Genomic DNA, 15,510 nt, shown 5'->3' with positions numbered 1-15,510 from the left:
TGCTTCGACAGGCTCAGCATGACAAACTAAAAAGATACAACGGATAGCGGGACAACACGTCCTGATAACCATAGACATTGTGCTTCGACTACTCGAAACGAATGGATTTGGAAGGTGTAATTTTAGTAATGATAAACGACGGAATAAGTAAGACCAATAGGCAGATAGCAACAGTTCCGATATTGAGCAACAAAATATAAAACAGGTTGATGTCGACCGGCGCTACGTTGACATAATAACTTTCGGGATTAAGTTTGATGATGCCGAAGTATTTTTGGAGAAGCAACAAACCGATACCGATGCTATTTCCCCAAAGCAATCCACGGCCAATTAAGTAAGCGGCGTTGTAGAGAAATATTTTTCTAATTAACCAATTGTTTGCACCTAGTGATTTTAGAATTCCAATCATTTGGGTTCTTTCGAGAATTAACACCAAAAGTGCGACTACCATATTTATAGTAGAAACGGCAATCATAACAATGAGGATAACAAGGATATTGAAGTCAAAAAGTTTTAGCCATTCGAAAATGTAAAAGAATTTCTCCACTATGGTTTGGGAATCGAGCCCTGATGATGTTTCCTGATAAATCTGCTGTCCTTTGCTTTCTATTTGGGTAAAATCGTCTACAAAGACTTCGAAAGAACCTATTTGGCCGGGCTTCCATTTGTTTATTCGTTGCACATGACGAATATCTCCAATCACATAATTAGCATCAAATTCCTGGAAACCTGAATTGTATATTCCGACTATTTTAAAATTTCGTAGATTATATCCTTCGCTATCTTCTTTCATAAAATAGGTTACGAACTTATCCCCAAGTTTTAATCCTAATCGATTGCATAAATATTGCGAAATCAATGTTTCTTCGTTAAGATTGGTTTTGAAGTTAGGCAGTCTTCCTTCTACTAAATATTCTTTCAGATTATCGGTTTGATATTCTTTACCAACGCCTTTGAAGATTATTCCTTCAAAAGCAGATTCTGTTCTAATCATTCCACCTTTGGTGGCAAAGGCTTGAATGTGTTGAATTCCATCAACGGTTTTGAAGTTTGGGTAAAAATTTTGGTAAATGGAAATCGGCCGTGTACTAACATCCGAATTATTGTCGTTGTAACCCGAAATGATAATATGTCCGTTAAAAGCAGAAACTTTCTGGCGTATTTTTTGTTGCAACCCAATTCCGGTTGCGATGGAAATAATCATCATAATCATTCCGATTGCAATGGCAGTGATGGCAATTTTTATTATTGGCGCAGAAATACTACTTTTATGGTCTTTAGCAATAATAAGTCGTTTTGCTATAAAATATTCTAATTTCAATGGTATGATTTCAAATTTGGTGTTCAAAAATACAGTTTTATTCTCGGTTTTACTAATAGTTTCTTGTGGAGCTTCGCAGAAGGGAGAAGGGAAAAGGGAAAAGGAAAAAGAAGCCATTGCTGAGAATACAACTTCAGGAATACAAACTGGGGCTGAGAATTATAGTGCTTATCTTCCTTTATTAAAAGATAAAAAAGTTGGTATTGTGACCAATCAAACTGGCGTTTTAAACTACTACTCTTCTGAAGAAACGCAAGTAAATTTAAATATTGTGGATTTTCTACTAGCTAAAAAGATTAACGTTCAAAAAATATTTGCCCCCGAACATGGATTCCGAGGCACAGCTGATGCCGGCGAACATGTTGTTGATGGAAAAGATACCAAAACAGGATTACCTATTATTTCTCTTTATGGCGATAACAAAAAACCAAAACCCGAACAACTAACTGGTATTGACATTTTAGTTTTTGATTTGCAGGATGTTGGCGCTCGATTTTACACTTTTATTTCTTCGCTTCATTATGTTATGGAGTCCTGTGCTGAAAACAATATTCAGCTTATAGTTTTAGACCGCCCGAATCCAAATGGAAGTATTGTTGATGGGCCAATTCTTGAAAAAGAATTCACGAGTTTTGTAGGCATGCATCCAATTCCGATATTGCATGGTATGACCATTGGCGAATATGCCCAAATGATTAATGGTGAAAAATGGTTGAAAAACGAAGCAAAATGCAAACTGATCGTAATTCCGTGTTTGAATTATAAACATGATATGTTTTATAGCCTTCCTATGAAACCTTCGCCGAATTTGCCAAATGATCAAGCGATTAATCTTTATGCGAGTTTGTGTTTGTTTGAAGGTACGAATGTGAGCGTGGGCCGTGGTACCGAAAAACAATTCCAGATTTACGGTTCGCCGTTTCTTCCGAAAAGCGAATTTAGTTTTACTCCTATTCCAAATTTCGGTGCTAAAGAACCACTTTATAAAAATCAATTGTGTTATGGTGAAGATTTGACTAAAGCATCTAAAGTAAGCAAGCTAGAGCTAAAATGGATTATAAAAGCTTATAATGAAACTTCCGACAAAACCAAATTCTTTAATCCTTTCTTTACTAAATTAGCTGGAACCAAAAAGTTACAGCAACAAATAGAAGACGGAACATCGGATGTTGACATTCGAAAATCATGGGAAAAGGGATTGAGAGAATTTAAGGTGATGCGGAAGAAATATTTGATCTATAACTAAATGGTAGATTCAATTTCCGGATTAATTTTTAAAAGTTCATCAATAAACGCTTGACTTTCTTTTGGAGAAATATAAACTTCATCATATTTATTGAACTTAATTGCAATTCTGTCCAATGACAATGCTGGCGAGCTCAAAATGCTATTCGTTTTTTCTATTTTTCTTATTTTTGAGATTTCAATTTTATCATTTACAATAAACATGCATTTAACAATCAAATGATTTTCTGAAATGATGTATCTGGTAGATTTAGAAATAAAAACAATAAACAGCAGGCAAAGTACAATACCAATGTAACCTATCCATTCTCCTTCAATGATTGACGCAAAACTTCTAAATATTGGATAAACTAAAACTAATCCCAACCACCAATCAACTTTTGATTTATATATTTTCATGTTATAAAGGTAATTTTTTCTTCATTTCTTCCACAATATTATATGCAGCCGGACAAATGGCGACATTCTTCAACGTCAAATCAGAAATCTGCTGGAATTTTTTTCTATCAGTGTGTGGAAATTCGCGACAAGCTTTTGGTCTAACATCATAAATCATACAATAATTATCGTTATCTAAAAACGTACATGGAACGGTTTGCAGCACATAATCCTTATCTTCATCTATGCGAAGATATTGGTCTATGAATTGCTGTGGTTTTTGTTTCAGGTGTTTTGAAATCCGTTCAATATCAGCTGAAGTAAATAACGGTCCGGTTGTTTTACAGCAATTAGCGCAGTTCAAACAATCGGTTCGTTTGAATTCGGAATCGTGTAATTCCTGCATCACATAATCGAGATTTTTGGGCGCTTTCTTTTTGAGCTTATCAAAATACTTTTTGTTTTCGATATGCTTATCTTTGGCTAACTTTTGAATTTCGTTTAATGATGGCTTGAGACTCATAGAGCAAAATTACATAAAACGAATAACCAAATAACAAAAAATAGAATCTAAAAAAAAGATTCTGAAATAAATTCAGAATAAATGAAAGACCTTTTTGGTAAAGCCATCCTTGATTTTCAAACTAATAATTCTCCTGAGGATTTGGTGACTGAAACCAATATTTCAGAAGCGGATGAAATGAGTGTGGAATATCTTTTTAGAAGTTTTAATGAAATGCCAAAGCTCGAAAAGAAAGCTTTACAACTTTGCAAAGGGAAAGTTCTCGATGTTGGCTGTGGTGCGGGAAGTCATAGTTTGTATTTGCAGGAAAAAGGATTTGTAGTTACAGCTATTGATATTTCTGAAAATGCTATTAAAGCTTGTGAATTGCGTGGTTTGAAAAATGCCCGAGTTCAAAATATTTTAGAAGTTTCAACTTACACATGCGAAAGGGGACTAGCGAAGCAAAAATTTGACACTATCCTTTTATTGATGAACGGAACTGGAATTTTCAGAACACTTTCAGAAACCTCAATATATCTTCAGAAACTGAAATCGCTTTTGAATCCGAATGGACAAATTCTGATTGACAGTTCTGATATTATTTATATGTTTGATAAAGATGCTGATGGAAGTTATTTGGTTCCGGCTGACAATTATTATGGCGAATTGACATTTACTATTTCGTATAAAGGAGAAACTGAAGAAACGTTTCCTTGGCTATATATCGATTATAATACTTTACAAAATGCGGCTCAGGCGAACGGTTTACAATGCGAATTAATTTTAGAAGGAGAACACTTTGATTACTTGGCAAGATTGACTTTGTAAAATAAAAAACTCAAACCAAAGCTTTCAATTTAATATTTATGGAATATTCAAATATTTATGCGTTTGTAAAGACACTCTCCATTTTGGATTTTTCATTACATATTCAACAATGAGTGGCGTCATTTCTTCTTTTTTACTCCATTCGGGTTGAAGGAAAAGAATAGCATTAGGATTTACTTTGGCAGCTTGTTCTTCTGCAAAAGTAAAATCGTGCTTGTTGTAAATAATCATTTTTAACTCATCGGCTATTTCATATGCATCAACAACCGGCAATTTATTTTTCTTTGGTGAGAGACAAAACCAATCCCAACTTCCAGTTACATGATAAGCCCCTGAGGTTTCGATATGTACATTTAGATTATTGGCTTTTAACTTTTGGGTAAGCAAAGTCATGTCCCAAGTTAACGGCTCACCACCGGTTACTACAACGGTATCAGCATATTTCTTTGCATTGGCAACAATAATATCCGTTTCAGTTGGTGGATGCAATTCGGAATTCCAACTTTCTTTTACATCACACCAATGGCATCCTACATCACAGCCTCCTATCCTAATGAAGTAAGCTGCTGTTCCAGTATGAAATCCTTCGCCTTGAATTGTATAGAATTCTTCCATCAGCGGAAGCATTTCTCCTTTTTCAACGGCCAATTGTGTTTCTTTTGATAACATTTTGTTTAATCTAGTCGGTAAAGATAATCAATTTAAAAATGAGCCAATTTGAAAATTTGAAAATGCGAAACAATAAAAAAACCGCTTTAAAATTTGAGCGGTTTTTTAGGACTAGTTAAATTATATAATTATTTCAATAATTTAATTGCTTCAAGCGCATACGCATTAGCAGGGTCAAGCGCTAAGGTTTTATTTAGCAATTCTTTTGCTTTTGCTTTGTCAGTATTAGCAAAAGTTGAAGCCATGTTGTTGTATGACTCAATAAACTTAGCTTTGTTTTTTGTAACTTCTTCTTCACCTTTTGCTGTCACTACATCTAAATATTGTTGGTAGTATGTAGCCATCATTTCGTCATTTTCCAACAATCTATTGGTTCTCGCTCTAAATATATAAGCGTCTTGTGTTGTTGGTGACGCAGTAATGACATTTCCAAAAGCCGTATCCGCTTTTTGCAAAGCAATTGGATCTGGTTTTACAACATCTTTTCTGGTGTTGTCATAATAAAGTGAATTTCCAAGATAGAAATTGTCAATCAAATAATTTTTTGAATTTGGATTAGTTACAGCAGCTTCAAAAACTGCAGCTGCAGCGGCAAATGCTTTTTGGTCGTATAATTTTTTTCCAATTTCATTTAATTCATTAGCTGCTAGTGGTTCCATTTCAACTGCTTTTTTAATATCTGCAATTCCAGAAGCTAATTGTGTTGCTTCAACCGATTTCCCATCAACACTAGCTCCTTTTTTAATTTTGGCCTGACCTAAATACAAATAATCACGAGGAATGATTTTGTTAGATGTATTAGAAGTGAATTTTTGCAAAGCATCTAAAGCTCCATCGATATTTCCATTTTCATATGCTGAATAACCTAAGTAACGAAGAATTCTCGGATTGACTCCATCTAATTCTTTCATCTTATTTGCTTCCAATTCAAGTGCTTTGTAATCTTTTGCCAAGATTAAAAAGTCAGCGTGGCGCATACGTGAATTGATTGAATAGTCAGTTAAACTCATGTATTTTTCATAGAAACTTAACGCTTTTTGAATGTTTTCAGTATAAGTTTTCGGAACATTGTTTGCCCATAAATAATACGTTTCCGCTAATTCGCGATAAACTGGTCCATAATTCTGATTGATTGAAATTACTTCGTCATAGGATTTTACAGCTTCTGTATAAGCTTTTGCGCCTTTTAACAAAACACCCAATTGCATTTTGGCTCTAATTAAACTGTTATCAAATTGAAATGCATTCAAGTAAGCTCTGTACGAATCATTTTGATTTTTATCTCCATAATAAGCATCACCTAATGCGAGTTGTACCTGAGCATCATTTGGATTAGCTGTAGCGGCTTTTGTTAAAACAGCAATAGCACTTTTATAATCAGGTTTGTCTGCATTCATAAAAGCTCGGGCGATATACACATATTCTTCGGTGTCTTTCTTTTTCAATTCTTTAATGACCAAATCAAATTTTGCTTGTGCTGCAGTTTTATTATTAGCGTCTAAATCTAATTGCCCAAGACCAATATTATTTAATCTTGCACCTTCAGATGCTGATAATCCTTTTTGAAAATAGATTGAAGCAGAATCGGAAATATTTTGTTTTAAGTAAATGGTTCCTAAAAGAAATGCTGCTTTACCGTTGGAAGGTTTCGCTTGAATAACTGATTTCAATAACGATTTTGCTTTTTCAAATTGTTCAGCATCAATAGCTTTCTTTGCTGGCTCTAAATCTTGTGCTTTGGCAATGGTTGTTATTACTAACGCTAAGCTGAAAATTTTAAACTTGTTCATTTTCTTCAATTTAATTTTTATTTTTTATAATTGTATTACGTATTACGATTTTTCTGCTTGGAATTCGTTCAGGTACTAAACCAGATTTTAAAATTATACGCTGACCTCTTTCACCTCCGATGAATGATGCAAATCCCATTCCTAATCCAGAATATCCTTGACAGTTGACGATGTACAAATGACGTGCCACAGGATATTTACCTTGGGCTAGATTATCTTGAGTTGGGAAAAAGTAATTTTTTTCATTTAATCCTTTAACGCCTAATACATTTACATTATCTACCGTTTCCTGTAAATCTAATGGGGGCTGAAAAATCCAATTAATCCCTATAACACCAACCATGCCATTGTTTTTGGCAACATATTTTAAAACTTCTTCATTGGTTTTGAATGAAAATATATTTTTTTGATTGTTAACAGACAATCCAGAAATTTCAGAAATATATCTTGCTGTACTCGAATTAGCATTATCGAAAACCAAACCTTTAATATTTGGAATCGCTTTTCCTTGAACAAGATCAATAATGTCTTGTAAAGCAATTAAAGTATCTTTAGTTGTTTTGTTTCTAATGAAAGCTACTGCATCAGTTGCAAAAGGAGTTATTCTTGGTGTTATTTTTTTACTTTTAAAAGCCTTTAATTCTCTAGCAGAAAGTGTTCTTGTTAAGACTACAATTCTTGCAGTATCATTAAACAAATCATTTATTATTTCATTTTCTGATTTTGAAACTAATTTCAGTTTAGCGTCATATTCTGTCTCAAATACGGCTGCTTCATCCTCAACGATTGGAAATATTGCTTCATCAACATAAACTGTAGCTTTTCCTTCTAAAATAGTATCCTCAGCTTTATTGTTTTTTTTCTGGCAAGAAAATACAAAAACCAAAGTTAATATAGCAAAGCCAACAAGTGATTTGGTTACTTTATCCATTTCAATATTTATTCTTTATTAAAGAAACGCAAAAATCGTAAAAAAGAATATACAATTAGTAAAATTCCGAAAACAATTCTGTATTTATAATCTAGAGTTAAAGGTAGTGACTTCCAAAATATGATTAGTAAGCCTAATGTTAAATAAATAAAAAAAAACAAAATGCCTATAACGAGAAGAAACCGCTCTTTGAGCGATTTCTTCTGAAAGTTTTCGATGAGTTTTGATATCATTTATTCTGCTGATTGTATTGATATTGGCAAAGAATATAATACCCTTACCTTTTTACCATTTTGCTCACCAGGATTCCATCTTGGACAAGATTTCAAAACTCTGATAGCTTCTTTTCCTGTTCCATAACCTATGTCTCTAAGTACTTTAATATCTGTAAGCGAACCGTCTTTTTCAACAACAAAGGTTACAAATATTTTTCCTTTCAACCCATCTTCTTCAGGTACCTGAAAATTTTTACCAATGAATTTGTAAAATTTCTCTAATCCTCCAGGAAAATCAGGTTTAACCTCTATACCTGCAGTATTATAGATATTATTATCTTCTTCAACTACACTTGGACCATTTCCAACTGGCTCTACTGTTAAAGGCGCATCTGGATCACCTTTGATTGTTTCATCACCTAACTTTTTGTCTTTTATTTCTTCTACCTTAGGTGGCTCTTCAGTAATTTCTTCTGTTTTTGCCACAACTGGCTTAACAAACTTCACTTGATCCACTTTTGGAGGCGGAGGCGGAGGTGGTGGAAGATCTTTTGGTTGTTCTTTAGGAGGCATTTTAATAGTAACAATTTTTTGATCTAGTGTTACATTATCGTCATCACCACTAGGAATCATATTGATTAAGATTGGCGCAAAAATAGCCAAACCGAAAATTAATGCTCCAATAATTAAAGAGCGAACAGTCGTTTTTGGATTTTCTTTACGCAACTCATATGCACCATATGCTTTGTTTTTCCCTTCAAAAACGATGTCTATCCACTGTCTTTTAAATAAGTCTAACTTCATTTTTAAGTATATTTTTAATTAACATGGATTATTTGTTCATTTGCTCTATGATGGATTTTTCTTCAGGAGAAATATCATTAACAATTGCGTAGGTTGGAACTTTACAGATTGCCATTTCATCTAAAACATCCACTAAGTTTCTGTAGGTTGATTTTTTAGTTGGCTTAATGATAACTATTAAACCTTTGTCTTTACTACCTGTAACTTGAGGGATAGAAACCACTCTCTTTAAAATTTCTTTTCTTAACCCATTTTTACCATACTCTGCATCTGTTGGTTTACCACCTACTTCAGGGGCTTCTAAAAGTCCATGATACCATTTGATTTTATCATTATCACCCATAATTATCGTCATGGTTCTTCTTTGATCAACTTTGATGTCCTTTTCTGGTTCTTTTTTATCCTCTTTGTCAGGCAAACCCAAATCCATTGATTGAGGTTTTGATAACGATGTGGTCAACATAAAAAAGGTAATTAATAAAAATGCTAAATCTACCATGGCAGTTAAATCTACCCTTGGATCTGATTTTTTACTCCTTACTTTACCGTCTTTTTTACCACCGCCACCGCCACTATTTCCTAATTCAGCCATTTTCTATATTATTGATTTTAATAATCTTTTCCTCTTAAACCAGTAACCAAATTGAAGCTATTGATTTTTTGGTCTTGTAAAATATCCATCACTTTTTTAATTTGTGGATATTCTTCTTTTGCATCGCCTTTTATTGCAAATTGAAGTTCTTTTTGATTAACATCTATGTTTGCTTTTCTTGCGTATTGTATCCAATCTTGTAATTGATTGTTAAGTGAGTCACAAGGTATTCCTGGTTGAACTCCTTTTTTAGCTCTATCAGCACTTTTCATTGCCAACAACTGTTTCAATCCTTCGATTGGAACTCCAAATTCATCAACTAATGAAAATTGAGTTCTTTCTTGGTCAGTGAAAGTCATTTTATATTTTTGAGCCATATAATCCAAAGTTGCCATACGAATCTCTTTACCTTTAACTCCAAAAAACACTTGCTCTTTTCCATCACTTTTTCCGACAGTTAACATTGCCAAATCTGAATCTGGTAATTTAGTTTGTACTGTTGATGATGGTGTGTCAACTGGAAGCGGTTCAGGCACTTTAGCCGTTGCCGTCAAGATAAAGAACGTAAGCAAAAGGAAAGCCACATCACACATCGCCGTCATATCGATTGATGTTGATTTTTTGGACATTTTTACTTTAGCCATATTTATTTTTTTTATTACAATTTATAGTAAAACTATTATTGTTTTATTTTTTTAACCCCCCTCTAAACTTTCTATAGGTATTCACGATAGTAGAACCTGCTTCGTCAATAGAATAAGTTAAAGTATCAATTTTAGAAGTAAAGAAATTATAGGTTACAATAGCTAATGCAGAAGTTGAGATACCTGTTGCAGTATTGATCAAAGCTTCAGAGATACCTGTTGCTAAAGCTGCTTGGTCAGGAGTTCCTGCAGAAGCCAACGCTCCAAACGCTTTAATCATTCCTGATACTGTTCCTAATAATCCCCCAAGAGTTCCAAGAGCTACAAGAGTAGAAAGTATAGTTAAGTTTTTCTCTAACATTGGCATCTCTAAAGATGTTGCTTCTTCAATTTCTTTATGAATGGTCTCCGAAGCTTCTTCACTATTAAAACCTTCTGCTTTTACTTCTTGGTATTTAATCAATGCTGATTTTACTGCATTTGCTACAGATCCTTGTTGTTTGTCACAAACATTAATAGCTTCTTCTATTTTACCATCTTTAATGTCTCCTTGAACTCTATTCATGAAGCTATCTAAACTTCCTTTACCTGAAGCTTTTGAAATAACAAAAAATCTTTCAATTGAAAAAACAATAACCATAAGAAACATACCTAACAAAATAGGAACAATAAATCCTCCTTTGTAAACCATCCCTAAAGTATTCAATGGATGCCCTTTTTCAGGATCTCCTCCTTCAAAGTTTGAAGAATGTCCCATACCAAATTGCCAAATTAAATAACCTACAAGAACACATGCTACAATAATGATTCCTGAAACCATTCCTCCAAGGTTTGAAACCCCATCTTTTTTAACGTTTGCCATTTTTTTTAAATTTTAATAGTTTTAATTAATTTATAAGTTTTAGTTGTTAATAAACTTGATTGGTAGCAAATTTAATTTTTTACTTGTAATAAAAAAACTTTTTTTACTTTTAATACTACATCGATATTTTTCTAAAATAAAACTTATGATTTCATTTTAAGTTTTCATTTAAAATTTTTGAAAAAAAGTCTCATTTTAACAATTCTAATAGATAAATGAGAATTATATAACGAAAAAAAAGTCAAAAATGTATTTTCAGATGCAACTTTAATTTAATGTTAAATTTATACTGCTTCTCCTTTAAAAGTAAATCAAGTAAGATTACATTATTTTAAAAAAATACCCAAAGTTATTGGGTGTGATTAAAATTTAGAAGATGAATTATTTTTTGTTCGACTTCATTACTATTCCATTTGGCTTCTATGTTTTCCATCTGCATCACTTCTTCCATAATTTTATTTTGAAAATCGCCTATGGCTAACGCTTCGGAATAAGGTTGTAAACTAAAGGTTACTCTACTGTACAAAGGCATCCATTTATCTGGATGCTTGTCGGAGAACCATTTTTCTATTTTCTTTTGAAGTAAGAAGTTGGCATCAGCTGTTTTGGAACTCATTTCCATAAAATTCCTAAATGACAATTCAGCAATTGCATCAGCATTTGGTTTTCTGGAATTCTCATAATCGTTGAGAAGGTTTGCCCAATCATCACCATATTTTTCCATCATTTCTTCTAATACAGTAATGTCTTCAAAGCCCGAATTCATTCCGTGACCATAAAACGGTACAATGGCATGACAGGCATCACCGATAAGGGCAACTTTATCACTAAACGTCCATGGAAAACATTTCATCGTAACCAAATAACTGGTTGGATTTTTGAAAAAATCATCAACTAAATCCGGAATAACTTCTTTCGTATCAGGGAAATTTTTGGCAAAAAAATTGACCAATTGTTCTTTTGTTTTTATAGATGCAAATGAATTTTCACCATCATGAGGCATAAATAATGTGCAGGTAAAACTTCCGTCTAAATTGGCCAAAGCCATCAACATAAAATCACCGCGTGGCCAAATGTGTAAAGCGTTTTTGTTTAATTTATGACTTCCGTCAACATTGGCTGGAATATGTAATTCTTTGTAACCCATTTTCATGAATTCCTGCGAGTAATCAAACATACTCTGACGCTGCATTCTATGTCGAATTCTCGAAAAAGCGCCATCGGCACCAAAAGTTAGATCATAATTATGGGTTGTCCATTCACCTCGCTCTGTTTCGCCAATAGAAATAGTAGCGGTTGTAAGATCGACATCCCATACTTTTTCTTCAAAGAAAAATTCAACTCCTGCTTTCTCCGCCAAATCAACCATTTTTTTATTCAAAAGCCCTCTTGAAATGGAATAGATTACCTCACCGTTTTTACCGTAAAACTGTTCATTAACTGTGACTTTCCCTACGTGTATGGCACGTCTATCAACCGGAATTCCTATTGCTAAAACTTCCGATTCTAAACCAACATCCTGCAAGGTTTTTAAGCCTCGGTTGGATAAAACTAAATTAATAGAACGCCCGGAAAAATTGATTTTTCTGATATCCGGACTTCTATCATATACATGTACGATGTGACCTCTTTTTTTAAGATAAATACCTAACAAAGAACCAACTAATCCGGAACCAACAATAGCAATTTTTTTGGGAGTCTGCATTTAATTTTTGTAAACGGTTTTTATTTAACTTCGATCCGTTCGCCGCTTCGCAGCTCGGGTCATACGATGCGGCCTTTCGGCATCGGGTGCAAATTTATGTTTTTTTACAGAACATTTTTTAAACATTAAGAAGTTAAGGTAAATTAAGGTTTTCATTAAGCATACTACTTAATTTACTTTACAGAGTTTCCTCCTTCGTCGGAATGACAAAGTTGGTGGTGAAGTCGGAATGACAAATTTGTTGTTACTTCGGCTTAAAAACCAATTTAGTTGATGTTCTTATGATTTCTTTTTTATTGAGTTTCATTTTTCTGAATTTACCTTTAACGAATAAATCTGTTTGGTCGTTATAATGATCACTCATAGGATTTCCTGATTGCCCTGTTGGTAACACGCTCCAACTGTTTTCAATATCAGAAAAATCGATGATACGCCTGGTTGAAGGACCACCCTTTACTTGAATTTCAGCATCATCCGAATAAATAAAAAGTTGGTTATTAATCACCTCGTTGGTGCCTGCAATAGGAAACGAACCTACATTAAAAAACGTACTGAACAATTTTAATTTTCCTATTGGATGTTGGAATTCAACTTTGTGAACTTTCTTCCATTGCCACTGATTGATATCGGAACCTAATTGATTTTCAAGAGAGGCTATTGCTTCTTTAAATGAAAGTGTCAAAATTTCCGATTGGGATTCTTTTTTGTCTATGCTATTAATGTTGTCCCACCAAACCGAGGTAGCATTTTTACTTTGATTTTCAATCACTTGTTTTATAATGTGTGTGTTCAAAAGCAATTTGAAATTTTCAATACCAAATTCGTCTTCAAAAGTGTTTTTTAGGTAAAAATAAATCCATTTGTTGTAAATGCTTGGCGCGATGTCTTCCAGATTATGGGTTGCTTTCCAATCTTTCAAAACGGTTAAAGCTTTCTTTTCATTTTCAGAAAAACTAGAAGCGTCCAATGGTTTTGTCATGTTAGCCACAATGGCTTTGGCTGTTGCCGATGTATTATCGGTAATCATTTTACCCACCTCTTCTTTTGTCCAATCGTTTTTTGGCGCCAATAATCCGTCAATTCGCATTGCCCTATCTTTTGGAAGATAATAACCCGGATACAAATAGCCATCAATTGCTTCGGGCTGATTGTTGGATGAGTATAAATAATTCCATGGTGGATTTATAGCAGCAGGGTTTTTTGTAAAAGGCAACCATTCTTTTTTATCATCAATACCGTTAGCACCGTTTAAGATAAAATTGGTATTAACCGATTTGTCTACTTTATATAATTTGCCTGAAGTTAACCAAGCGATATTCCCTTTGGCATCGCCATACATGATGTTTAAACCTGGCGCTTTGATAAGTTCAATATTTTTGTGGAAACTTTCTAGGTTTTTCGCATGAGACAATTCATAAACCGCATCTAAAATTTGATTTAGCATCGCTCCTTTCGCCTTCGGCTCGAGTTTTTGCTGTGTATAAATCCAAGACATGGCTACTGATTTATCCGATTTCAATCCATCTAACAAACCATTTACAATTGGTCCGTGATGGGAAGTTTTTACATTTAGTATCACATCGGCACTGTCATGAACTTTAATAATTTTTTGTTTATAGGTATAATTTTTATAGCCATCAACCGTTTTGTATTGATGTTCATCATTCGGATTGTCTTCTTCCTGAAAGAAATCAACATCATCGTTTTCAAACATCGTTAATCCGTATGCGTAATTATGGTTGTGTCCCAAAAGTGGGAAAGGTGTTCCGGCAATATAATAGCCATACATTTCATAATCAGGACAAACGATATGTGCTTCATACCAAGTCCCAGGTTGTGAATTCATGATGTGAGGGTCGTTGGCCAAAATCACTTTGCCGTTTTTTGTTTTGGCACCACCAATAACCCAACTGTTGCTTCCAATAAAAGCTGGAACTGGCGATGTGTCTAATAATGTAGAAACTGCATTTGCTATTTCAGCATATTCAATGCTATTTCCTTTGAAGGATTTTAATTGTTTGTTACCGAATTCGCCATTAATACCAAAATCCTTAAGGTATTCCATTCCGAAGCGATCGCGAATGTCGGTTAGTAAAGGATCTGTTTTTTGCGCCATCGCAAAACTGAATGTCATAAATCCGAAGATGTTATAGACATCTTTTAATGTAAATTTTTCTTGCTCAATATCTAATAATCGGAGCTCAACCGGAGTTGTGCCATTTTCAATATATTGATTGATTCCATCCAAATAGGCATTTGCCAAAATATAGGTTTGTGAATTTGTATCAAGATTTGCCACTGCTTGTTTGGAATTTTCATCAATACCAAGTCCGGCAAAGAATTTATCCGTTTTTAGTGTTGGATTCCCGAAGATTTCTGAGAGTCTTCCAGGGGCAATGCGACGCATTAGTTCCATTTGCCACAATCGATCTTGCGCATGCACATAACCCAAAGTTGTCATAGCGTCTTTTTGATTCTCGGCATAAATATGCGGAATACCAAAGTCATCAAAGTAAACCGTTGTTGGTTTAGATAAATTGGACAACGATCCTTCATCTTCGTATTTTGGTTTTGTGGTTTGAAGATAGATGAAAAGTGAAATAGCAATAACAAAAATTAGACTTACAAGAACCAGAGAAATTTTCTTAATTAATTTCATGAGAAGAATGTTTGGTAAACAAATATAGTAAATAGGTAGATAGGATTAAGTATAGTCTTTGTCTTATATCACTTAGATAAACCATTTTTTAAAAAGAGAAAGAAAAACTAGAATTATTGGCATAATTGCAGTAAGACTAGTGAAATATATACCCATGTTAGTACTAAAAGTATCCAACAAATAAAAAGTCCTTTCGATGATTTGTAGGAAATAATTTTTATATTTGAAAAGAATAAAGCGAAACAAACCTTCGTAATATACAACCCATTTTGGGTGGCTTTGCGAAAGTTTGTTTCGGGTATATACAAGTTGGCAGAAACCTTAGAAAACTGAATGAGAAACAATATTAAGTTAAAACTATA

14 protein-coding genes are annotated in these 15,510 nt (G+C 33.7%); 2 read left to right on the top strand and 12 right to left on the bottom strand.

The genetic code is table 11. The features are described from left to right. Positions 1 to 88: 88 nt before the first annotated feature. Positions 89 to 1,321, bottom strand: a complete 1,233-nt coding sequence (locus ACOYLP_RS06225; RefSeq protein ID WP_422855317.1) for an ABC transporter permease — start codon at positions 1,319 to 1,321, stop codon at positions 89 to 91. Positions 1,322 to 1,325: 4 nt separating this feature from the next. Here ACOYLP_RS06225 and ACOYLP_RS06220 point away from each other — a divergent pair, with 4 nt between their 5' ends. Next, a complete protein-coding gene (locus ACOYLP_RS06220; protein ID WP_422855316.1) occupies positions 1,326 to 2,567 on the top strand; it encodes an exo-beta-N-acetylmuramidase NamZ family protein in 1,242 nt (413 codons plus the stop codon). Here ACOYLP_RS06220 and ACOYLP_RS06215 read toward each other — a convergent pair. Together ACOYLP_RS06215 and ACOYLP_RS06210 are read right to left on the bottom strand one after the other, a co-directional pair. Then, positions 2,564 to 2,965: a PH domain-containing protein gene (locus tag ACOYLP_RS06215; RefSeq protein WP_422855315.1), complete on the bottom strand. Its 402-nt coding sequence runs from the start codon at positions 2,963 to 2,965 to the stop codon at positions 2,564 to 2,566. The two genes, ACOYLP_RS06220 and ACOYLP_RS06215, sit on opposite strands and share 4 nt — an antisense overlap. Position 2,966: 1 nt before the next feature. Next, positions 2,967 to 3,467 (bottom strand): YkgJ family cysteine cluster protein, encoded by a 501-nt coding sequence (locus ACOYLP_RS06210; RefSeq protein ID WP_422855314.1) that lies wholly within the window; start codon positions 3,465 to 3,467, stop codon positions 2,967 to 2,969. An 81-nt stretch (positions 3,468 to 3,548) separates the two neighbouring features. Between ACOYLP_RS06210 and ACOYLP_RS06205 the strand changes: the two genes are divergently transcribed. Next, positions 3,549 to 4,277 (top strand): class I SAM-dependent methyltransferase, encoded by a 729-nt coding sequence (locus tag ACOYLP_RS06205; RefSeq protein WP_422855313.1) that lies wholly within the window; start codon positions 3,549 to 3,551, stop codon positions 4,275 to 4,277. A 36-nt stretch (positions 4,278 to 4,313) separates the two neighbouring features. Here ACOYLP_RS06205 and ACOYLP_RS06200 read toward each other — a convergent pair whose 3' ends face one another. From ACOYLP_RS06200 to ACOYLP_RS06160, 9 genes are all read right to left on the bottom strand, one after another. Further along, entirely contained in the window at positions 4,314 to 4,946 is a 633-nt protein-coding gene (locus ACOYLP_RS06200) for a 7-carboxy-7-deazaguanine synthase QueE (RefSeq protein ID WP_422855312.1), read from the bottom strand. A gap of 128 nt (positions 4,947 to 5,074) precedes the next feature. Then, complete coding sequence (locus tag ACOYLP_RS06195) at positions 5,075 to 6,736, bottom strand: tetratricopeptide repeat protein (protein ID WP_422855311.1); 1,662 nt, start codon at positions 6,734 to 6,736, stop codon at positions 5,075 to 5,077. 10 nt (positions 6,737 to 6,746) lie between these two features. Continuing rightward, on the bottom strand, positions 6,747 to 7,667 hold the full coding sequence (locus tag ACOYLP_RS06190) for a PstS family phosphate ABC transporter substrate-binding protein (protein ID WP_422855310.1): 921 nt from the start codon (positions 7,665 to 7,667) through the stop codon (positions 6,747 to 6,749). Between the two features lie 233 nt (positions 7,668 to 7,900). Further along, a complete protein-coding gene (locus tag ACOYLP_RS06185) occupies positions 7,901 to 8,686 on the bottom strand; it encodes an energy transducer TonB (RefSeq protein WP_422855309.1) in 786 nt (261 codons plus the stop codon). A gap of 28 nt (positions 8,687 to 8,714) precedes the next feature. Continuing rightward, positions 8,715 to 9,278, bottom strand: coding sequence for an ExbD/TolR family protein (locus tag ACOYLP_RS06180; RefSeq protein ID WP_422855308.1), 564 nt, complete (start codon positions 9,276 to 9,278; stop codon positions 8,715 to 8,717). Positions 9,279 to 9,295: 17 nt separating this feature from the next. Continuing rightward, the gene (locus ACOYLP_RS06175; protein WP_422855307.1) at positions 9,296 to 9,922 is read right to left on the bottom strand and encodes an ExbD/TolR family protein; all 627 of its coding nucleotides are present in this window, start codon (positions 9,920 to 9,922) and stop codon (positions 9,296 to 9,298) included. Positions 9,923 to 9,965: 43 nt separating this feature from the next. Beyond that, the gene (locus tag ACOYLP_RS06170; protein WP_422855306.1) at positions 9,966 to 10,784 is read right to left on the bottom strand and encodes a MotA/TolQ/ExbB proton channel family protein; all 819 of its coding nucleotides are present in this window, start codon (positions 10,782 to 10,784) and stop codon (positions 9,966 to 9,968) included. 349 nt (positions 10,785 to 11,133) lie between these two features. Then, a complete protein-coding gene (locus tag ACOYLP_RS06165; protein WP_422855305.1) occupies positions 11,134 to 12,489 on the bottom strand; it encodes an FAD-dependent oxidoreductase in 1,356 nt (451 codons plus the stop codon). A 244-nt stretch (positions 12,490 to 12,733) separates the two neighbouring features. Next, entirely contained in the window at positions 12,734 to 15,148 is a 2,415-nt protein-coding gene (locus tag ACOYLP_RS06160; protein WP_422855304.1) for a penicillin acylase family protein, read from the bottom strand. Positions 15,149 to 15,510: the final 362 nt, after the last annotated feature.

It is taken from the genome of Flavobacterium sp. (assembly GCF_049318325.1).
In the GTDB taxonomy this organism is placed as follows: Bacteria; Bacteroidota; Bacteroidia; order Flavobacteriales; family Flavobacteriaceae; genus Flavobacterium.
Note: the sequence above shows the minus strand (reverse complement) of the source record. Positions and strands in the feature narration are given on the sequence as shown.